Annotated in this window: 15 protein-coding genes; 10 read left to right on the forward strand and 5 right to left on the reverse strand. The window is 60.1% G+C overall.

Annotation, left to right across the window (positions count from 1 at the left end; genetic code table 11):
- Positions 1-33 precede the first annotated feature (33 nt).
- The 5 genes from hisS to ACMHYW_RS11835 all read left to right on the forward strand — a co-directional run bounded on the left by hisS (position 34) and on the right by ACMHYW_RS11835 (position 5,923).
- A complete protein-coding gene (gene hisS / locus ACMHYW_RS11815; RefSeq protein WP_414501509.1) occupies positions 34-1,284 on the forward strand; it encodes a histidine--tRNA ligase in 1,251 nt (416 codons plus the stop codon).
- Between the two features lie 114 nt (positions 1,285-1,398).
- Positions 1,399-2,058 (forward strand): YfgM family protein, encoded by a 660-nt coding sequence (locus ACMHYW_RS11820; protein ID WP_414500085.1) that lies wholly within the window; start codon positions 1,399-1,401, stop codon positions 2,056-2,058.
- The gene (gene bamB / locus ACMHYW_RS11825) at positions 2,058-3,233 is read left to right on the forward strand and encodes an outer membrane protein assembly factor BamB (protein ID WP_414500086.1); all 1,176 of its coding nucleotides are present in this window, start codon (positions 2,058-2,060) and stop codon (positions 3,231-3,233) included. Before ACMHYW_RS11820 ends, bamB begins: the two co-directional genes overlap by 1 nt.
- A 323-nt stretch (positions 3,234-3,556) precedes the next feature.
- Positions 3,557-4,963 (forward strand): ribosome biogenesis GTPase Der, encoded by a 1,407-nt coding sequence (gene der, locus ACMHYW_RS11830; RefSeq protein ID WP_414500087.1) that lies wholly within the window; start codon positions 3,557-3,559, stop codon positions 4,961-4,963.
- 222 nt (positions 4,964-5,185) lie between these two features.
- Entirely contained in the window at positions 5,186-5,923 is a 738-nt protein-coding gene (locus tag ACMHYW_RS11835; protein ID WP_414500088.1) for an SDR family oxidoreductase, read from the forward strand.
- 65 nt (positions 5,924-5,988) lie between these two features.
- On the opposite strand, the gene ACMHYW_RS11840 is transcribed toward ACMHYW_RS11835, so the two are convergent.
- The 5 genes from ACMHYW_RS11840 to dprA form a co-directional block, all read right to left on the reverse strand.
- Entirely contained in the window at positions 5,989-6,882 is an 894-nt protein-coding gene (locus ACMHYW_RS11840) for an ATP-binding protein (RefSeq protein ID WP_414500089.1), read from the reverse strand.
- A 104-nt stretch (positions 6,883-6,986) separates the two neighbouring features.
- A complete protein-coding gene (gene aroE / locus ACMHYW_RS11845) occupies positions 6,987-7,808 on the reverse strand; it encodes a shikimate dehydrogenase (protein WP_414500090.1) in 822 nt (273 codons plus the stop codon).
- Between the two features lie 67 nt (positions 7,809-7,875).
- Complete coding sequence (gene hemF / locus ACMHYW_RS11850; RefSeq protein ID WP_414500091.1) at positions 7,876-8,808, reverse strand: oxygen-dependent coproporphyrinogen oxidase; 933 nt, start codon at positions 8,806-8,808, stop codon at positions 7,876-7,878.
- Between the two features lie 43 nt (positions 8,809-8,851).
- A complete protein-coding gene (locus ACMHYW_RS11855) occupies positions 8,852-9,403 on the reverse strand; it encodes a Sua5/YciO/YrdC/YwlC family protein (RefSeq protein ID WP_414500092.1) in 552 nt (183 codons plus the stop codon).
- A 48-nt stretch (positions 9,404-9,451) separates the two neighbouring features.
- On the reverse strand, positions 9,452-10,630 hold the full coding sequence (dprA, locus tag ACMHYW_RS11860) for a DNA-processing protein DprA (RefSeq protein ID WP_414500093.1): 1,179 nt from the start codon (positions 10,628-10,630) through the stop codon (positions 9,452-9,454).
- Between the two features lie 185 nt (positions 10,631-10,815).
- On the opposite strand from dprA, the gene def reads away from it, so the two are divergent.
- From def to ACMHYW_RS11885, 5 genes are all read left to right on the forward strand, one after another.
- A complete protein-coding gene (gene def, locus ACMHYW_RS11865) occupies positions 10,816-11,325 on the forward strand; it encodes a peptide deformylase (RefSeq protein ID WP_027706373.1) in 510 nt (169 codons plus the stop codon).
- Positions 11,326-11,406: 81 nt separating this feature from the next.
- Complete coding sequence (gene fmt / locus ACMHYW_RS11870; protein WP_414500094.1) at positions 11,407-12,378, forward strand: methionyl-tRNA formyltransferase; 972 nt, start codon at positions 11,407-11,409, stop codon at positions 12,376-12,378.
- A 56-nt stretch (positions 12,379-12,434) separates the two neighbouring features.
- Positions 12,435-13,715, forward strand: a complete 1,281-nt coding sequence (gene rsmB / locus ACMHYW_RS11875) for a 16S rRNA (cytosine(967)-C(5))-methyltransferase RsmB (protein WP_414501510.1) — start codon at positions 12,435-12,437, stop codon at positions 13,713-13,715.
- Between the two features lie 230 nt (positions 13,716-13,945).
- A complete protein-coding gene (locus tag ACMHYW_RS11880; RefSeq protein WP_414500095.1) occupies positions 13,946-17,800 on the forward strand; it encodes an amino acid adenylation domain-containing protein in 3,855 nt (1,284 codons plus the stop codon).
- A gap of 191 nt (positions 17,801-17,991) precedes the next feature.
- Positions 17,992-21,858 carry an amino acid adenylation domain-containing protein gene (locus tag ACMHYW_RS11885; protein ID WP_414500096.1) on the forward strand — a complete coding sequence of 1,289 codons (3,867 nt, stop codon included), beginning with the start codon at positions 17,992-17,994 and terminating at the stop codon, positions 21,856-21,858.
- The last annotated feature ends 41 nt before the right edge of the window (positions 21,859-21,899 follow it).

Below are 21,899 nucleotides of genomic sequence, written 5' to 3' on the forward strand. Positions count from 1 at the left end.
TGAACATTGAGCAAGTTGCAGGCTATCCGGGGAATGAACGACCTTCTGCCCACCGACTCTCCGGTCTGGCAGTATCTTGAGGCCCAGTTCCGCACGCTGATGTCGCGCTACGGCTACAGCGAGATCCGCACCCCGATCGTTGAACAGACCTCTCTCTTCAAGCGTTCCATCGGTGAAGCTACTGACGTCGTCGAGAAGGAAATGTACACCTTCGACGACCGCAACGGCTCCAGCCTGACGCTGCGTCCCGAGAACACCGCCGCCGTCGTGCGCGCGGCCCTGCAACACAGCCTGCTGCACCATCAAACCCAGCGCTTGTGGTACCTCGGCCCGATGTTCCGTCACGAACGTCCGCAGAAAGGCCGCTACCGCCAGTTCCACCAGTTCGGTGTCGAAACCTTCAACATGGAAGGCCCGGACATCGACGCGGAACTCATCCTGCTGACCGCTCGTCTGTGGGATCAGCTGGGCATGCGCGACAAGGTTACTCTTGAACTCAACTCGCTCGGTTCCAACGACGCGCGCGCAGCCTACCGCGAGCTGCTGGTCAGCTATCTTGAACAGCACAAAGACGTGCTGGACGAAGATTCGCTCCGTCGCCTCGGCACCAACCCGCTGCGCGTCCTCGACAGCAAAAACCCGGCCATGGCCGAGATGCTGGCAGGCGCACCGAAGCTGATCGATCACCTCGACCCCGAGTCGCTCGAACACTTCGAACAGCTCAAGCAGCGTCTCGACGAAGCGGGCATCGCTTATGTGGTCAATCCGCGCCTGGTACGCGGCCTCGACTACTACAGCCGCACCGTCTTCGAATGGACAACGACGGCACTCGGCAGCCAAGGCACCGTCTGTGCTGGCGGCCGCTATGACGGCCTCGTTGAACAGCTCGGCGGCAAAGGCGTACCGGCCGTGGGCTTCGCCATGGGCGTGGAACGTCTGGTACTGCTGCTGGAAGCACTCGAACTGATTCCGGCAGAAGCGACCCAGACACTAGACGTCTACCTGACCGCACTGGGCGACACGGCACGCCAGAAGGCAATGGCACTGGCTGAAAACCTGCGTGATGCACTGCCGGCGGTTCGCCTGCAACTTCACTGCGGCGGTGGCAGCTTCAAGCAACAACTCAAGAAAGCAGACCAGAGTGGCGCGACACTGGCCTTGATCTTGGGTGAAGAAGAATGCGAGTCCGGCACGGCTGGCATCAAGTTCCTGCGCGAAGAACGTGAGCAGGAAACCGTGGCTCAGGATGCACTGGCTGAACGACTGGCGGCCATCCTCGCGTAAGCTCGCGCGATGGCCTTTCTGGCATGATCGAACGACAGGTGCTCCTCGCAGCCAATGCGCGGGGAGCACCGCCCGATGAAATGACGACGCTAGCCTGAAGCAAGGAGAATGTGCGTGGCGCAGAAGCTCAAAGACACCCAACCGATGGACGCGGCTGGCCTGTGGAAACGCTATGGCAACACGCTGCTGACTGTGGTCGTGCTGGTATTACTTGCCGTCGTAGGGTGGCGGCAGTGGCAGCAGTATCAGTACAAGCAGGAAGTGGCGGCTGGCCAGAACTTCGAAGCGCTGGTGATGCTGGCGTCCTCATCGGCATCACCGATCGACGAACAGAAGACTCAGCAGATCAACGATCTGGTCAAACGGATCACGGAAGATCACGCCAACCTGCTGTATGCCGACTTGGCACGCCTGATCCAAGCCCGTGTTGCCGTAGATGCCGGACAGCTCGACATCGCGATGGCCACGCTGCGTACTGAGATGGCGCAGGGCCACGACGACTTCTCGAAAGGCCGTGCTCGTATCGAATTGGCACGCCTGCATAACGATCGTCAGCAGTACAGCGAAGCGCTGGGACTGCTGGGCGAAGGCATTCCTGAAGGGCTGATGCCACAGATGCTGGAAGTGCGTGGTGATGCACTGAAAGGACAAGGCCATACTGCCGAAGCACGTGAAGCGTGGCAGAAAGCATTGGACCAAGCGAAGGAACAGAATACCGTTCTGTACGGTCTGAAGCTCAAACTGGACGATCTGACGGCTGAGGAGAATCGCTGATGGCAGGCTTTACCCACGTATTCAACCGCACGGCGCTGTGCGCTGCGGCGGCCGCCATAGCCCTGCTGTCAGGCTGCTCTGGTAGCGTTCAACCCGATCCCGCACCCAAGCCTTTGACCCACATCACCGAGACAACTCGTCTAGAAGGGCTGTGGTCGCACGGCATCGGCTCGCTGGGCCGCGCGGACTATCCCATCGCACCGGCGCTGGATAACGGCGTACTGTATGCCGCCAATGCCAAAGGTGTTCTGCAGGCCTTCCAAGCCGACAATGGCCGTCAGGTATGGGAACAGGCACTGCACGTACCGGTTTCCAGCCCGATCACAGCCGATGCCGGTCAGCTCTATCTCGGCACCCGTAAGGGCGAAGTGCTAGCACTCGATGCAAGCAACGGTGCGCTGCGCTGGCGCGCGCAGGTAGCCAGCGAAGTGCTGACGGCACCTCAGGTCAACTCGCAGCTGGTACTGGTGCAGAGCGGCGACGGCACGCTGACTGCGCTGGATCGCCTCACCGGGCATGTCCAGTGGGTCTATGCAGCGTCGCAACCGACCCTGACGCTGCGCACTCCGAGTACGCCACGCACCATCGACCCCGTGACCTTCGCTGGTTTCTCGAACGGTCGTCTGGCGCTGTTCGCCAACAATGACGGTCACATGATGTGGGATATGCGCTTGGCTATTCCGCGCGGTGCTTCCGAAATCGACCAGTTGACCGATGTCAGCGGCCAGCCCGTACTGACCGAACACGGCCATCTGTTCGCGACCAGCTATCACGGCCAGCTGGTATCGCTCAACGTGCGCACGGGTGAACCGCTGTGGAGCCATGACCTGTCGAGCTACCGCTCTCCGGTCTACGCCAACGGCACCCTGTACGTTGTGGATGATCGCAGCCACCTGATCGCCTTCGATGCCGCCAATGGCGCGCCTCACTGGACGAACGACACGCTCGAGGGTCGCAACCTGACGGCACCGCTGGTGATCGGCCAGCAGCTAGTGGTCGGTGATCTGGACGGCTATCTGCACGTCATCAACGCCGCAACGGGCGAGCTGGAAGGTCGTCGCAAGGCGGGCGGCAACGGTATTGCGCTGACACCGCTGAGTGACGGCGAACGCATCTTCGTCATGACGCAGGACGGTCATCTGATCGCCTATCGTCTGGCGGCACGCAACGCCTAAGCGTTATCAAACGCACAGGTACGAAGGCGGAGTTTCCTAGTAAAGGACTCCGCCTTCGTGCATGTTTCAGCACGTTGCGGTACCCTTGCCCGCTACCATGGCATCTTGTTATGCCACGAACACTGCATGATCACGGACGCAAGTGATATCATGCCGCTCAATCTGATAGCAGCTCATGCCCTTTTCTGCAGCTCTGGCCGTGTGCCGGGCCTGCGCTGATGGGCCGTCGCGTGGCGCTACGCGTCGCATAGCCAAGCGCACCGCTGCTCATCGCGTGTCTACCTCCATTGCTTTGCAGCAATGACTATCGAGTTTTCATCATCATGAATCCCGTTATCGCCCTCGTGGGCCGTCCCAATGTCGGCAAGTCCACGCTCTTCAACCAGCTGACCCGTTCTCGCGATGCCATCGTCGCGGACTTTCCGGGTCTGACTCGCGACCGGCAATACGGTAACGGCCAGCTGGGCAACAAACCGTTCACCGTCATCGACACCGGCGGTATCACAGGTGACGAACAGGGTATCGACGCGGCGATGGCCGAGCAGTCACTGCTCGCCATCGACGAAGCCGACATCGTGCTGTTCTTGGTCGATGCACGTGCGGGCCTGACCCCGACCGACATGTCGATCGCCAACCACCTGCGCATCAACCGCAAGAAGACGTGGCTGGTGGTCAACAAGGTCGATGGCCTGCAGGAAGACATCGCCACCGCCGAGTTCCATGAACTGGGGCTGGGCGAGACATGGCCGATCGCGGCTAGCCACGGTCGTAACGTCACCCAGCTGATCGACATCGTGCTGGAGCCGTTCCCGGAACTCTCTGAAGAAGAGATGCACCCGGAACTGGATCAGCGCGGTATCCGCATCGGTGTCGTTGGTCGCCCCAACGTGGGTAAATCAACGCTGGTCAACCGCTTGTTGGGCGAAGACCGCGTCGTCGTGTTCGACAAGGCCGGCACCACCCGTGATGCCATCGAGATTCCCTTCGAGCGCCGCGGCAAGCCATATGTACTGGTCGATACCGCCGGTATCCGCCGCCGCAAGAACGTCACGGAAATCGCCGAGAAGTTCTCGATCGTCAAGACGCTCGAAGCGATCAAATCGTGTAACGTCGCGGTCATGGTGCTTGACGCCCGTACCGGGCTGGTCGAACAGGACCTGCACCTGCTGGACTACGTGCTGACCTCTGGCCGCGCGCTGGTACTGGCCGTCAATAAGTGGGATGGACTGGAAGCGGAAGCGAAAGAAAAGATGCGCGCTGAAATCAAGCGCCGCCTGGGCTTCGCCGACTATGCCGACCTGCACTTCATTTCGGCACTGCACGGTACCGCGGTAGGCGATCTATACCCGTCAATCGAACGCGCCTATGCCAGTGCCACGGCCCGCTGGAGCACTAACCGTCTGACTACGCTGCTGCAGGACGCCGTACGCGAACACCAGCCGCCAATGGTCAACAGCCGTCGCATCAAGCTGCGCATGGCCCACCAGGGCGGCAGCAACCCGCCGATCATCGTCGTGCACGGTAACCAGACCAACTCGCTGCCGGAAGCCTACAAGCGCTACCTGACCAACACCTTCCGCAAGGTGCTGAAGGTCAAAGGCACACCGATCCGCTTCGAGTTCCGCTCAGGCTCGAACCCGTTCGATAAGAACTCTGGCGATAACGATCGTGAGCGTGCGAAAGCGCGCCAGCTGGCACGCACGAAAGAAGCGCGCCGCAGCCGTCGCTGAGATCGGTAGGGTGTTGATAAGCACCTGACATAGAAAGGCCCCGGAATCACAGGATTTCGGGGCCTTTCTGCATCTAACCGGGTGTGGATAAGTGAGTCTTTTCCGCGATCATGATCTCTCCATGCCGTGTTCATCGCGTTGCCCACTTGGAATGACTACGATGAACCTCATACGGTTAGCTAAATCTGCAACGCTCATTGGCGACTCACTGTGGAGCAAACGATGTCACATTCACACAAAACAGCACTCGTCACCGGCGCATCAAGGGGTATCGGCAGAGCCATTGCTGAACGCCTAGCGCTCGATGGCTTCACCGTTATCGTCAATTATCAGGGCAGTAAAGCCAAGGCAGAAGAGGTTGTCGCATCAATAGAAGCGAAGAATGGACGCGCTGTCGCGATTCAAGCCGACATTGCAGATGCCAATGACGTTACGGCACTGTTTAACGCTGCGGTAGCGCTTAACGGTCGACTTGACGTGGTTGTGCATAACGCCGGTGCTATATCGACAGCACCTATCGCGCTCGACAGTCTGGTGGAAATGGATCGAATGCTACACGTCAACCTGCGCGGCGCTTTCTTGGTGCTGGCACAAGCGGCGCAGCACGTCGCATCAGGTGGCAGCATCATCGCGCTATCCTCCAGTGTCATTGCAAAATCCTTCCCAGGATACGGGCCTTATATCGCGTCCAAGGCCGGCGTAGAAGGGCTTGTGCGCGTGCTAGCCAACGAGCTTCGAGGGAAGAATATAACAGTGAATGCCGTTGCTCCGGGTCCAGTAGGCACCGACCTGTTCTACGAAGGGAAAAGCGATGAACTTGTCGACACCCTTGCCCACCAGAGCCCACTTGAGCGCATCGGCACACCCGAAGAAATTGCGGGCGTAGTGGCCATGCTGGCCGGCCCCGATGGACGCTGGGTAAATGCGCAAATCGTGCGCACCAACGGCGGCTTTGCCTGAAACGCACAGGCACCAGAAGACGCTACCAAGCCGATCCGCTCGGTAGCGTGTTGCAGCAATGCATGTTACTTCACAGAAGTGGCGCCCTGCTGCCCTACCCACTGACATGCAAACTGCCACGCAGCGCGCCCATTGCGCACCCCGCGCAGCAAGGCATAGCGATGCGCTTCTTCTGCTGCCTCGTCGCTCCATGTACCACCTAGATGGGCGACCCAGTGCTCACAGACGTTAAGGAAGTGCTGCTGGTCGAACGGATGAAATGCCAGCCACAGACCGAAGCGATCCGACAGCGAGACTTTCTCTTCCACTGCATCGCCGTGATGCAGTTCACCATTGACGATGTGCGTGTCTTCGTTGTCCTTGCCCGACTCGGGCAGCAGGTGGCGACGGTTGGAAGTCGCATAGATCAGCACATTGTCGGGCGGCCCGGTCAGTGTGCCATCGAGCACGCTCTTGAGCGCTTTGTAGGCATCATCGCTGCCTTCGAACGACAGATCATCGCAGTAGACAATGAAACGGTAAGGCTCATCACGCAGCCGCGCTACCAGCACCGGCAGGCCGATCAGGTCATAGCGATCAACCTGGATCAGGCGCAGCCCTTCACCGCTCAGCTCGTTGATCAGGGCTCGCACGATGGAGGATTTCCCCGTACCGCGCGCGCCCCACATCAGCGCGTGGTTAGCGGGCAGCCCTGCCAGAAAGGCTTGGGTATTACTCAACAGTGCATTCTTCTGACGCTCAATGCCCAACAGGCCATCGAAGCGCACGTCATCGCGCGGCGTCACGGGTACCAACTGACCGCCACCCGTGGAATGCCGCTGCCACAGCGCAGCGATATCGCGCGACCAGTCGATCGACGCCTGCGCGGGCGGCAACAGCGGCTCAATACGGTCGAGCACTTCCAGCAGTCGATCTCTCAAACGACGGCGGGTAGCAAAATCAGCAGAGGGGGTCGTCATGATGGCTCCTATTGTCATTATTGGAATATGAGAAGCAGAGTACCGCAACACGGCCTTTGCATGACACGCACAGCGGCATCGACATGCAAAGGAACCCTTCGTGGTCAGGCGCTCAGGGACGCACGCATTTCAGCGTGAATTGGGGCCGTGTCCGGGCGCTTGTTGCGCCATAGCAGATAGGCCTCGGCCGCCTGTTCGACCAGCATGCCCAGCCCATCAACGGCCGTTGCGCCGTGCTCGCTGGCCCATGCCATAAACGGCGTGGGTTCCGCGCCGTACACCATGTCATAGGCGACGGCACCGTCCGCGAGGCAGTCGGCAGGCAGCGGCGGCAATGCACCGGACAGACTGGCACTGGTACCATTCAGCACCACATCCCACTGACCGGTAACGTCATCGTAGCCACCACCCGATACGTTGCCCTGCTCAGCGAACAGCTCAGCCAGTGCCTGTGCCTTAGCGGCAGTACGGTTGGCGATCATCAGCGCAGCGGGATGACGGTCAAGGAATGGCCCGAGAATGCCGCGCACGGCACCGCCAGCCCCGAGTACCAGCACACGCTTGCCTTCCAGCGAGATGCCCTGGCGATCAAGATCGCGCACCAGCCCAATGCCATCCGTATTGTCGCCGTACAAACGACCATCCTTGCCCACGATCAGCGTATTGACAGCACCCGCTTGCCGAGCGCGCTCGCTCACTACATCAGCGAGCCGCAAGGCATCTTCCTTGAATGGCACGGTCACGTTGCCGCCCAATCCCTGCTCCTGTTCGACAAACGCGCGAAGACTGCCCGCAAAGTCATCGACCGGCGGCTGGCGCGTTTCATAGCGCAGCGATTCACCCAGCTGGCGAGCGAATGCCTGATGAAGCTGAGGAGAACGGGAGTGCTTGATAGGGTTGCCAAATACAGCGTACAGCGCGGTCACGGGCAGTTCCTTTGCGTCGGTGGGCTGCACACGAGGCAGCCCTGTGAACTAAGGCAATGCCACGCAACTAGCCCAGTTCAACCAGCCAGTCGCGAGGCGTCAGATAATCATACAGTCGAGCTTCAACAGAGCCGGGCTCCGGCGTCCAGGCATAGCGCCATTCTGCCATAGGCGGCATCGACATCAGAATCGACTCGGTACGCCCACCGCTCTGCAACCCGAAAAGGGTTCCCCGATCGTACACCAGGTTGAACTCAACGTAACGTCCGCGCCGATAGGCCTGAAAGGAGCGCTCGCGCTCACCGTAGGGTGTGTCGCGGCGACGCTCGACAATGGGTAGGAAAGCGTCGAGAAATGCATTGCCTACTGCCTGCTGAAGACCGAAGCAGCGCTCGAAGCCGCCTTCGTTGAGGTCATCAAAGAACAGGCCACCAACGCCCCGTGTTTCGTTGCGGTGCTTAAGAAAGAAATAGTCATCGCACCAGCGCTTGTAATCGGCATAGACCCGCTCACCGAACGGCGCACAGGCGCCGTGGGCGACACGGTGCCAGTGCAGCACATCGTCATCGTAGGGGTAGTAGGGCGTCAGATCGATGCCACCACCGAACCACCATACCGGCGCTTCCCCGGGGGCTTCGGCAATGAAAAAGCGCACGTTGCCGTGCGTGGTGGGAATATGAGGGTTGTGCGGGTGCAGCACCCACGACACGCCCATGGCGCTGAAACTACGCCCTGCCAAAGCAGGCCGCACCGCGGTGGCAGAAGGCGGCAGGCTGGCCCCGAACACGTGGGAGAAGTTGACGCCCCCTTTCTCGAATACTGCACCGTCAGTCATCACGCGCGTGCGACCGCCGCCGCCCTGTTCACGCCGCCAGTCGTCTTCAACGAAGGACGCTCGCCCGTCAGCGGCTTCCAACCCTTCACACAGCCGATCCTGAAGGTTCAGCAGATACTGTTTCACGCGGGCCAGCTGTTCTGTAGCCGAAGGCTCGGTCGTCATAAAGGCTCCTAACGCTTGGAGTTGCGGTATCCGTAAGTAAGGATCAGGCGCGCAGCACATCGCCCGTCAGCACGTCGCGAATGACGCTGGGCCGCGCGCGGCCGCCCAGCTCCCCGGGCACGATCACGACCTCGCCCTGCCATTCAGCGCGGACAGCATCGGCACTGCGCATCGGCTCGTTGCCGGAGCGGTTGGCCGATGTTGAAATGATCGGGCCGCCAAAGGCCTCGGTCAGCGCCTTGACCAGAGGATGGTCGCTGACGCGCAGCGCCACCTTGTCATGCTGTCCCTTGACCAGCGGGTGCGTGCGCCCATTGTCCGGCACCAGCCATGTCACAGGGCCGGGCCAGCTGGCAAGCAAGCGTTCCCGCAAAGCGTCATCCAGTCCATCGAGCCACGGTTCGCTCTGGGCAACACTGCCCGCAATCAGGATCATTCCCTTGGCAGGATTGCGCGCCTTGAGCGCGAGTAGACGCTCCAGCGCCGCAGGATTGTCAGGGTCGCAGCCCAATCCCCACACAGCTTCAGTGGGGTAGGCGATAACGGCTCCAGCGTGAAGAGCGGCCACAGCGTCGGCAACGGCAGCATGGGTCATGAGGCACACGTCCTACAGGATTACTCGGAAAATAGTCGTCAGGGCATTCTAGCGTGTTTGCGCCCCTGACTCACTTGATGGTGCTGATAGCGTCCATCCATTACCGCACATCACCACCTGCCCGGCCAACTCAAGCGCCAGCAGGGCATTGAGCGTATCGCTCACCGAACAGCCGCTACGCAGTACCAGTTCATCCAGCGATACCGCACCATCGCGCAGCAGCGCCAACCAACGCTGGGCCTGAGGGTCGTGTTCAATCCGCTGCCGTTCATCGCCCACACGGCATGCAGGACGATCCTCTGCACCTTTGCTCGAAGAGGCACACCACGGCCCTCCCAGCTCCTCAATGATATCCATTGGCGTGGTCACGAGCGTCGCCCCCTGTCGAATCAGCGCATGACACCCCGCGGATAGGGAAGCCTCCAACGCACCCGGCAGCGCAAACACATCGCGGTTCTGCTCCAGCGCCAGGCGTGCACTGATCAGCGAGCCACTGCGCAGCGCCGCCTCTACGACCAGCACCCCACGCGACAGGCCGGTGATGATACGGTTACGCCGTGGAAAGAAGGCGGGTCGTGCTTCGGTCGTGGGAGGGTGTTCCGACAGCAATAGCCCACCAGCATCTAGGATCCGCTGCTGAAGGCTACGGTGCTGGCGCGGATAGGTATGATCGAGCCCACTTCCCACGACGGCGATTGTCGTGCCACCAGCCGCAAGCGCTCCCTCATGCGCCTGCGCGTCGATCCCCAGCGCCATGCCGCTTACGATGCAGCTCCCCGCGTCCGCCAGCGCACGGGCAAAAGCCTGTGCATGATGTCGCCCTGCCGAAGAAGGATGCCGAGACCCCACGACGGCAATAGCCGGCTGTTCTAGACACGCCAGATTACCCCACGCCCACAGTACCGGCGGTGGATCAGGGAGTTCGTTCAACAGCGCGGGCCACGCGGGATGGTCGGGATGCAGCAACACACGTGACGACTCGGCCGTGCACCAGTCCAACATCGGTTGAAGCACCTGCCCATGCCCCTGCGGGTGGCGCAAATATAGAAAGTAATGCCGCTGCGGCACGGAAAGCGCATCTAGCCACTGCTGCGGCCACGCACGCCGCTCGTGATGCCACTGTTTTAGGCGGCCAGCCCCCAACCGTGGCAGCAACGACAGTGCCAGCCAGTCCGATGCGTCAGGGACTTGCTGGTTGAGCCGCGGCTGAATGTGCCCATTCTCCACAAGTGCCCCTCCCTCTATCATGGGTATGGCGGGCGTCACAGCGGTTTATCTGTGCGCACAACCACACTACAATGGCGGCATCGCTCCCCCTGCGGGAGGCTCCCCATGTTCACTACGACACCTTGTCCCCGGTTTGAAGGGCTTGCCGTGTCGTCTGAACCCACGTGACCTTTGACGGAACCGCCATGGCCCTTCTTCCGATTCTCGAATATCCCGACAAGCAGCTTCGCAATGTGGCGACGCCGGTTGATACGTTCGACGACGAGCTGCAAACGCTGATCGACAACATGCTGGAAACCATGTACGAATCGTACGGCGTTGGTCTGGCTGCCTCTCAGGTCGATCGTCATATTCGCCTGTTCGTGATGGACGCCAGCGACGAGCGCGACGCGCCGGAAGTTATCATCAACCCGGAAATCACGCCGCTGGATGACGAACGCGCCATGATGCAGGAAGGCTGCCTGTCGATTCCGGACTACTACGCCGAAGTGGAACGTGCGCTGCGCATCCATCTGAAAGCGCTGGACCGCCACGGCAACCCGATCGAATGCGACGTCGATGGCTTCCGTGCGCACATCATGCAGCACGAAACCGACCACCTCGACGGTCGCCTGTTCATTGATTATCTCTCGCCGCTCAAGCGTGAACGTGTGAAGAAGAAGATGCAGAAACGCCACAAGATGATGGCGCAGTAATACCCGACGGGGGCCCACGGGCCCTCGTCATCGTTTACGCCTCTTCCTGTTCCGCCACTTCAGCTGTGAGGGCTTCTGCTCATGTCATCCTCCCTGCGCCTGGCCTTTGCCGGCACCCCTGATTTCGCTGCGTCGAGCCTGGCGGCACTGCTGGCCAGCCAGCACAACGTCGTCTGCGTGTATACCCAGCCTGACCGCCCCGCCGGGCGTGGCCGCAAGCCAACGGCCAGCGCGGTCAAGCAGCTGGCCGAGCAGCATGGCATCCCTGTTCACCAGCCCGAGCGTCTGAAAACGTCCGACACCTGGCAGCCGCTGGTCGATGCCGACATCGACGTACTGGTCGTAGCCGCTTACGGGCTGATCCTGCCCAAAGCCGTACTCGACATCCCGCGCCTTGGCGCCCTCAACATTCACGCGTCACTGCTGCCTCGCTGGCGCGGTGCGGCGCCGATCCAGCGAGCGATCGCAGCAGGCGATACCGAAAGCGGTGTCACCATTATGCAGATGGATGAAGGACTGGATACTGGGGACATGCTGCTGGTGCGCACTACGCCCATCACCGACCAAACCACCGGCGGCGATCTACACGACACCCTCGCTGTATTGGGTGGAGAAGCCATTGTCGAGGCTCTGGACAGACTGGCCGAGGGCCGCGATCGCTTACCCGCCACGCCGCAGCCCGAAGAAGGCGTGACCTATGCCTCGAAGCTGAGCAAGGCCGAAGCCGAGCTGGACCTGCGCCAGAACGCCCGCACGCTGGCCGCTACAGTACGCGCCTTTGCACCGTGGCCGGTGGCATGGGCACGACTCAACGATGATGTCGTGCGCTTCTGGCACGCACAGGCACAGGATGTCGATCACGATGCGGCCCCCGGCACGCTGCTCAACGCGCCGAAAGGTGAACTGCATATTGCCTGCGGCACTGGCGTGCTGTGCGTCACGCGCCTTCAGCTGCCGGGCGGCAAACCACTGGCCGTGCGCGATGTCATGAACAGCCGCGCCGATCGTTTCCAGCCAGGCTTCTCATTTACTCTGCCAGAGGATGACGCGTGAGCACTCCATTGACCGACCCTCGCGCTCGCGCTGCCAAAGCGCTGGTGCCCCTGCTGATGCGTCAGGGCTCTCTGTCCTCACTGGACGATAGCGACCTCGAACCGCGTGACCGCCGTCTGGTGCGCGCACTGTGCTTCGGCGTCTGCCGCACGCTACCGCAGCTGGAAACGCTGGCCAAGCTGCTGCTGAGCAAGCCGTTCAAACAGCGCGACTTCGACGTACAGGCCCTGCTGCTGCTGGGTCTCTATCAGTTGCTGTACATGCGCGTTCCCAGCCACGCTGCCGTCGGTGAAACCGCTGGTGCGGCACGCCTGCTCGGCAAAGGCTGGGCAACCCGCGTGCTTAACGCCTGCCTGCGCCGTTTCCAGCGCGAACAGGCGACACTGGAAGCACGTATCGCGACCCAGCCGGAAGCAGTGACCCTGCATCCAGCATGGCTGCTGAAGGCACTGCGTACGGCATGGCCGGAACAGATCAATGCCATCATTCAAGCCAACAACACACCAGCCCCAATGACGCTACGCGTCAACCTGTCCCGTATCACACGCGATGACTATCAAGCGCTCTTGCAGGAAGCAGACATCGCCGCTGAGCCATGCGCGCATTCCCCCGCAGGAATACGTCTGATCGCCCCGGTGGACGTCAATACACTACCGCTGTTCAGCGAGGGCGGTGTCAGCGTTCAGGATGAAGCCGCCCAGCTGGCCGCACCGCTGCTCTATGCATCGCTGCCGAAGGACGTACCGCTGCGCATTCTCGATGCGTGCAGCGCACCAGGCGGCAAAAGTGCACATCTGCTGGAACTGGCGGCAGCCGACAAGCGCCCGCTTGAACTGGTATCGCTCGACAGCGATGCACAGCGCCTGACCCGCGTGAAAGAAACGCTGGCCCGCCTCAACGTCACTGCTGAGAACGTCTCTGCCGAGATAGTGCACGCCGATGCCAGCCAACAGGACTGGTGGGATGGTCGCCCGTTCGATGCCATTCTGCTGGATGCACCGTGCTCCGGTACGGGCGTTATTCGCCGCCATCCGGATATCAAGCTGCTGCGTACCGCACAGGACATCGTCCAGCTCAGCGCCCTACAGCAGCGCATCCTGCACACACTGTGGCCCATGCTGGCCCAAGGTGGACACATGCTGTACGCCACCTGCTCGGTTATGCCTGCCGAGAATGCCCAGCAGATCAGTACGTTCATGGCCGATCAGCCTGATGCCCGAGGCATCGCACTGGACGTTTCTTGGGGGATCGACCGTCAGGGGACCCGCCAGCGTCTGCCGGGCGAAGACGATGCCGATGGTTTCTTTTATGCCTTGATGACGCGACTGGCTGATTGAGCCCTTCGTAGTACGTAATGCTATGCCCCGTCTGCCTCTGCAGCGGGGCTTTTTAATGCCTGAATTTATGCGCGCGCGTACCACTTTGGGGACCGGATAAGAATTATTTTTTTCTCATATCCCCCTTGTTACTTATACAAAAAAGGTCTTTAAAAAGACGGTCCGTATCGTCTTAATTTTCGATTAAATATTCTACAATCGCAGGTGTTACTCATAAGGAACATGAAGTGATGCCTGACTACCACCCCACCACCCGCTCCCAAAAAGAAGTTTTTCTTGCGCTCACACAACTAAAACATTCTCGTTTCTATAACCTTGTTGACACAACGGTTATCAATGGAGATCTAGACATTGAGCGTTTCCGCCATGCTATCAACGCTATGTCGGAAGACCTGCCCTCCCTCAGGACGAACGTGCTGTACCATGAGGGCGACATCGTCTACGAACTGCGCCATGAACGCCTTGAACTCGAATACATCGACCTGAGTAACGACCCGCAGTGCGAGCAGAAGACCCGGCAACTGATAGCGGGCTATTTGGAATACGACTTCGATATCAGAAATGAAGTGCTGGCCCGCTTTGTCATTATCAAGCAGCACGAAAACCAGTGGTTATTTGTCGAGTACGGTAGTCATATTATTCTCGACGGCTGGACACATGCGTTGATGTATAACCGAGTCGTTAACTCCTACAATGGCGAAGAAAACAGCGTTCCTTATACTATTGATGACCTTATCACCTGCGAGCAGGCTTACGTCTCAGGCCCTGACTATCAACGCGACCGTCAGTACTGGCGCGATTACTGCGCACAGTTGCCAGAGCCGCTGAAACTCTCGCACGATGACGCCCCCGTCGGTCCCCAGCTTCATCTTCACCGCCATCTGGACACCCGTCTTGTCGAACGTCTGCGTGAACTCGCCCTGACGCGCAAGGTGCGAATGTCATCGCTGGTCTTGGCCGCACTGGGCATTTTCCTCAGTAAGATGTCCGGTCAAAGCGCCTTCCGCGTCGGCTTGCCGGTTGCCGCACGTATCGACAAACCTACGCGCAATGCGCCCGGTATGATGTCCACCATCCTCCCGTTCGGCTTCTCCATTCCTCCCGAAGCCACACTGGATAACGTGACCCATGACGTCAATCGGACACTGCGCCACCACCTGGTGCACCAGCGCTACCATTCCGAAGAGATGATCCGTGATGTACCGCCTGAAGAACGGGGACACGCGCTGTTCCATACCACACTGAACGTGCTGGCCTACGAGCAGGATCACTGCTTCGAAGGCTGCTCCGTTTCTTTCCGGAATGAATCGAACGGCTATACGGCCAACCTTGCCTTCGAGATCTTCGATCGCTCACCAGACGGTGCCATCGAATTCGGTATCGCTGCCAACGGCAACCTCTACAACGAACGTCACCTCAACCGCTACTACGAACGCTTCCTGCTCCTGCTGAATCACATTCTGGAAGCACCCGAAAAACCGGTTAAGGACTACTCGCTGTTGAGCCATGAAGAGTGGCAGTCATACGAAGCACGCGCCTCGCGCCCTCTACGCCACTTCGATACCTTCAATGCCTATCTTGCACGGCAGGTGCAGACGCACCCTGATACCGTAGCCGTGAAGGATGGCGATGACGTCATCACCTATGCAGAACTAGCGGACCTGTCACAGCGTCTGGCCGGACAACTGACGCGCATGGGCATCAAGCACGGGGATATGGTCGGGGTGATGCTGCCTCGCAGTGTTGACTGGGTCGTCTGCGTCATCGCGCTCTATCACCTCGGGGCAACCTACTTGCCGCTCTACGGCAACCTACCCGATGATCGTCTGCGCTACATGCTCGAAGACGCCGAAGCACATGTGGTGATCACCACTGATCCGCAGCGCCTGAAGACGCTGGCCGACGGCGTGGAATCCCTCTACTTCGAACGCAGCGCCCTCGCTCAGGAAGCGCCCGCTGCCGCCACAGCGCTGACGCCCGATACCGGCGCCTATATGATCTATACGTCGGGTTCGACCGGTAAGCCCAAAGGGGTTCTGGTGCCGCACGAAGGCATCGTCGACGAGTTCAATGCCATGCAGCGTGCCTGCGGCATCCAGCCGGGCGACCGCCTGATGCAGTGCAGCGCCATGAGCTTCGACGTGTCCTGCCTGGAGATCCGTCTGGCACTGCTGTCAGGTGCCGGACTGGTCATCACCGACCAGAGCGTCATCACAGGCGACAGCCAAGCGCTGGCTAACTTCATCAAACGCAATGAAGTGACCCACCTGTTCATGACGCCTGCGGTGCTGGGCTGCCACTCGGCAGAGGCCATTCCCGCCCACATCACAATGTTCCTGACCGGTGAAGCAACGCCGAAAGCCCTGCTGGAACGCTTCGCACACTGCAAGCAGCTGATCAACCTGTATGGTCCTTCCGAAGCAACGGTTATCACCATCAACCCGCACTTCAGCGCGCAGGACATGTCGCTGGGCAACGTCATCGACACCATGCAAATCTACGTGCTTGATGAACAGCGCCAGCTGATGCCGCCGGGCAGCACCGGTGAGCTGTTTGTGGCCGGTACGGGACTGGCTAAGGGCTACATCAACAAGCCAGAAATGACGCGCGAACGGTTCGTGCCGGACCTGTTCCGCCCCGAGGGCCGCATGTACGCCACCGGGGACCGCGTTTATCAGGATGATGCCGGACGCCTGTTCTACCTAGGGCGCAAGGACAACCAGGTCAAGCTGCGCGGCCAGCGCATTGAGCTGGGTGAAATCCGCAACGCACTGCTGACCTGCCCGGGCGTCGAAGAAGCCCACGTGCTGATCGAAGAGCGCGAAGCGGTCGGTCAGATTCTGGTGGCTTACATTCGCACCAATACGCCTTGCCCGCAGGAAGCGCTGAAACAGCAGTTGCGCAAGACCCTTCCGGTCTACATGGTACCCAACATCATCCACACACTGCGCACCCTGCCGCTGACCCCCAACGGCAAGCTGGACATGCGCCGCCTCAGTCAGTACATCGAAGAGGAAGCGCAGGACGAAGAAGCGGAAGGCAGCAAAGACACCAACAGCGCCGAAGCGGTAATCTGCGGCATCTTTGCCTCAGTGCTGCACACTCCTACGCCTGTCCATCCTGATCAGGACTTCTTCATGCTGGGCGGCCACTCGCTGCTGGCTTTTAAGGTGATCCATCAGGTTCAGGAAGCGTTCGGTGTCGAGCTCAGCGTCGCCGACCTTATGGCGAACCCTACCCCTCGCGGCGTACTGGCCCAGCTGTCGAGCGATCACCACTACGACCCGTTGATGCCGGTCCTGCGCCTGCGCAGTGGTCAGACCGACCATGTGCCGGTCATCTGCATCCACGGCGGCAGTGGCATGGGCTGGCCCTATGCCGGACTGCTGAAGTACTTCCCCGCCGACTGGCCGGTCTACGCTCTACAGTCGGAAGCGCTGCACGATGCCCACTATTCGCCTAGCTCCTTCGAAGAGGTCGCCAACGATCACCTAGCGCGTATCCGTAGCCTGCAGCCGCATGGCCCGTATCACCTCATTGGTTGGTCGTTCGGCGGACAGATCGCCCACATGGTGGCCACCATGCTGCAACAGCAGGGTGAAACGGTCGACAGTCTGGTGCTGATCGACAGCTACCCAACCAATGCGGCGTCGTTCATTCATGACCGTCTGGAAGCCGGTGATCCCGCTATGCACCATACGGTGCGGGAACGACTCGTACGGCTGATCTTCGATGGAGAAGAAGTGCCCGTCGAGGAATGGGATGCTGCCGTCAACAAGCGCTTCAACATCGACGCCGAACGCAGCGGTAACCTGCTGGATTCGATACTGCACGAACTGACACTGTCGATGGGTCTGATGAACCTCTTCCTCCCGCAGCACTATCAGGGCGACATGATGTTCATCGAAGCCAAAGAAGACGAGCTACGCGTGGAAGGACTCACCGCAGAGGCGTGGGCACCATACGTCAGCGGCAAAATCAGTGCCTGTAAGGTCGATTTCCTGCATGAAGCACTGATGCAGACTGAAGCGCTCGAATGCTACGCCAACACACTTACCGCTTGTCTAGCCGCTCGCATGACATAGCACAGACCTCGCCTTGCCGTTAAGCGCAGGCCATCAGCACGCGATCAACACACATCAGGCCTGGTATGTCTCATGGGACATGTCAGGCCTGCTACGCTTATGCAGATATTAATTATCACCTGATAAAACCTGCGCATAAGCCTTCATGTGAAGTGCTGGTTCCCACCTACGCCAATGCAAGGAAGCATTACATGCCCCATCGTGTTACGCGCTCGCAGGAAGAAGTTTTTCTCGCACACGCCCAGCTTGCGCACTCCTCTTTCTACAACCTCATGGATATCATCACCATCAAAGGGCCGCTGGATCCGGCGCGCCTGCACCGTGCCATCACACGAATGATGAGTGAAACCGATACGCTGAATTTCAACTTCACCTATCAGAACGGTGGCGTACGGCCAGTGCCGCGCACCAACATCTTTCTGTTCGAGGAGCGGGACGTCAGTGCGGAAGATGATCCGACAACCGCCGCTCAGCGGCTCATTGACGGCTTCATCCATGAAGATCTGGATATCCAGCGCGATGTCCTGCTGTATTTCCGGCTGATCAAGGTCGCTGCAGACACATGGATGATGGCCGAGTACTGCAACCATATCTCCCTCGACGGTTGGGGCCATTCTCTGATCTACAACCGCATCGTCGAACTGTACAACCATCCAGAGGCCGCTTCTTCTGCGCCGCTGGGCCAGCAGGCCGACCTGAATGCCTGTGAAGCGCGCTATGCCAGCAGCCCCTCCTACGAAAAAGACCGTACCTACTGGACGGACTACTGTGATCAGCTGGCCGCTCCGCTCCGACTGTCTTACGATGATCGCCCCGCCAACGCGTTACTACGCTTTCGTGCCCGCCTGAAAGGCCCGCTGGAAGAACGCCTGCGTACACTGGCTGCCGAGCGCAAGCTACGCCTTTCCAGCCTGCTACTGACGATGTTCAGCATCTTTCTCGGCCGTATGTCCGGTCAGCCTCGTTTCACGGTCGGCATGCCCGTGGCCGCACGCGTCGACAAGCAGGCCCGCAATATCCCCAGCATGCTGGCGAATATTCTGCCGATGGAAATCGTCACGCAGCCCGACGATACACTGGACGATGTGACTCGTCACATCAACCGCACCTTGCGTCGCCACCTGCTGCACCAGTGCTACCGCTACGAAGATATGGTGCGAGACCGCGCCCGTCAGGGAGCCTCTGGCGCCCTTTTCCACATGACCCTCAATGTCGTGGCCTACGATCAGGATCAGACCTTCGAAGGCTGCACGGTATCGTTCCAAAACGTCGCTAACGGTCCCGCGGAAGACCTTGGCATCGACGTGTTCGATCGCAACCCCGATGGCAGTCTAGAAATTGGCTTCAATGCCAACGGCAGCGTCTATTCCCCCGAGCTACTGCAACAGTACTATGACCGCTTCCTGCTGATGGCCGAGCGGATCACCGCAGCACCGGAGACCCCCATCGGCCAGCTGTCGCTGCTGACCGATCAGGAATTGGCCGCCATCCGTGACCGCGCTCAGCGCCCGCTTCCGCCGTTCGAAAGCATCAACGACCGCTTTGCTGCCGTATGTGACGCTCATGGCGCACGAACCGCCATCGTCGCCGACGGTCGGCAAATCAGCTACGCTACGCTGGCCCACCACGTCAATGCCCTAGCACACCGATTGGCCGAGCAGGGTGTCCGTCAGGGCGACCGCGTAGGGGTCATGATGCCGCGAGGCATCGAGTGGGTCACCAGTCTGCTGGCGCTCTATCACCTGGGCGCGACCTATCTGCCCATCAATCCGGAACTGCCGACTGCCCGCATCCGCTACATGCTGGACAATGCACGGGTACGTCTGGTGATGGCCCAGCACCCTGAAGCCGTCCACGATATCGACGCCAGCATCACCGCCTTTACCCTGCCCGATCTCTCAACGCTGCATGCGCATCAACCCGCTGCCACGCTGACGCCTGATACCGAGGCCTATCTCATCTATACCTCCGGTTCGACCGGCCACCCCAAAGGGGTCATGGTGCCTCACCAGGGGCTTGTCGATGAATACACCGCCATGCAGCAGGCCGCCCACGTAACGCCCGATGCCCATGTCATGCAGTCCAGCGCGCTCAGCTTCGACGTGTCCTGCTTGGAGGTCCGTCTGACGTTGCTGTCGGGTGCTACTTTGGTGATCGCTGACACCCCAGTGATGGCGGGAAGCAGTACCACCCTGCGTCAATTCATCGACCGCCAGCGCATTTCGCACCTGTTCCTGACCCCTAGCGTGCTGGCGTCTCACACCGCAGATGCTCTGCCAGACGACATCACACTAATCCTGACCGGTGAAGCTACCCCACGCGCAACGCTTGAACGCTTCCAGCACTGCCGCCACGTGCTCAACCTCTACGGTCCGTCAGAAGCCACCGTCATCTCAATCAATCCCCGCTTCAGTCCTCAGGACACCTCACTGGGCCGCACGATCGACAGCATGCGCACCTACGTGCTTGATCCTCAGCAGCAGTTGCTGCCCCCGGGTACGGTCGGCGAACTGTATGCGGCCGGCAGTGGCCTTGCCACTGGCTATCTAGGCCAGCCCGATATGACACAGAAGCGCTTCGTGACCGATCTGTTCTGTCCCCAGCAGCGTATGTACGCCACCGGCGATCGAGTCTACCAGACGCTGGATGGCCGCCTGCTCTACGTGGGACGCAAGGACGATCAAGTCAAACTGCGAGGTCTGCGCATCGAGCTAGATGAAGTACGCAATGCACTGCTGCAGTATCCCGATGTGGAAGAAGCGCACGTCACCATCGAGACTCACCCCGAACATGGCCAACTGCTGGTCGGCTATGTGCGTGCGAATAGCGCCATTGCTCAGAATGCGCTCAAGGCCAGCCTGCGCCGCACACTGCCGGGCTACATGGTGCCCAGCATGATCCATACGCTGGACAGCTTGCCGCTGACGGCCAATGGCAAACTGGACAAGCGCCGCCTGCGCGACGTACTGGCCCAACAACGCGTCACGCTGGATACTCGAGCCGACGCCGCCAACGACCAGAAAATCACGGCAACGGAAGCCATGATCTGCGATATCTTCGCGTCTGTGCTGAAATGCCCATCTCCCATTGCACCGGATCAGGATTTCTTCCTGCTTGGCGGCCACTCGCTGCTGGCCTTCCAAGTGCTACAACAGGTGAAGGCGGCCTTCGGCATCGAACTCAACATCGCTGAATTCATGGAGCACGCTACCCCGCGCGACGTCGTCAGAATGATCTTCAGCGACCACCAGTACGACTCCTTCGCGCCGCTGCTGTGTCTGCGCCCCGGCAAGCCCGGCCACACCCCCATCTTCTGTTTCCATCCCGCCGGGGGCATCGGCTGGCCCTATGCTGGGCTGCTGAAGTACTTCCCCGCGGAATGGCCGGTATACGTGCTGCAGTCCCCATCGCTTAAGGACAGCGACTACCAGCCCAGCTCTCTGGATGCCATCGCCAGCGACTACATCACACGCATGCGCAGCATCCAGCCCAGCGGCCCGTATCATCTGATCGGCTGGTCCTTCGGTGGACATATCGCCCACACCATTGCCTCGATGCTGCAAGCAGAAGGTGAACGTGTTGATAGCCTAGCGATGGTCGACAACTACCCGCGTCCCAGCACCAAGTTCACCGCCGATGACGTGGTGATTCTCAGCCGACTTGCGCAAGCAGTGCTGAACAAAAAGGCCGAGGAGATCACCGACTGGGATGCCGATCTCAGCAATGCAATGGGATTGCCCAAGACCCAGCAGAAGATCCTCGACATGGTAGTACGCGAGTTCAAGACGGCGCTGGGGCTGATGCAGAGCTGCAACATCCGGCATTTCGACGGCGACATGTTCTTCATTCGCGCCAAGGAAGACACCCTGCGCGATGCCGATCAAGTGCCGGCCACGTGGGCACCGCATATCAGTGGAGACGTGATCGTCAAGGAAGTGGGCTTCACGCACGAAGCGATCATGCAGACGCGCGCACTGCCGTCGTTCGCTCCCGAACTGACGGCCTATATCAAAATGCGCCTCGACGCTGGCCGCGACAGCTCCGCCGCAAGCGCCTGATCTTCGCGCAGATACAAAAAACCCCCGACCGAAGTCGGGGT

Origin of the sequence: Zymobacter sp. IVIA_12111.31 C1, assembly GCF_047495495.1 — a bacterium.
In the GTDB taxonomy this organism is placed as follows: Bacteria; Pseudomonadota; Gammaproteobacteria; order Pseudomonadales; family Halomonadaceae; genus Zymobacter.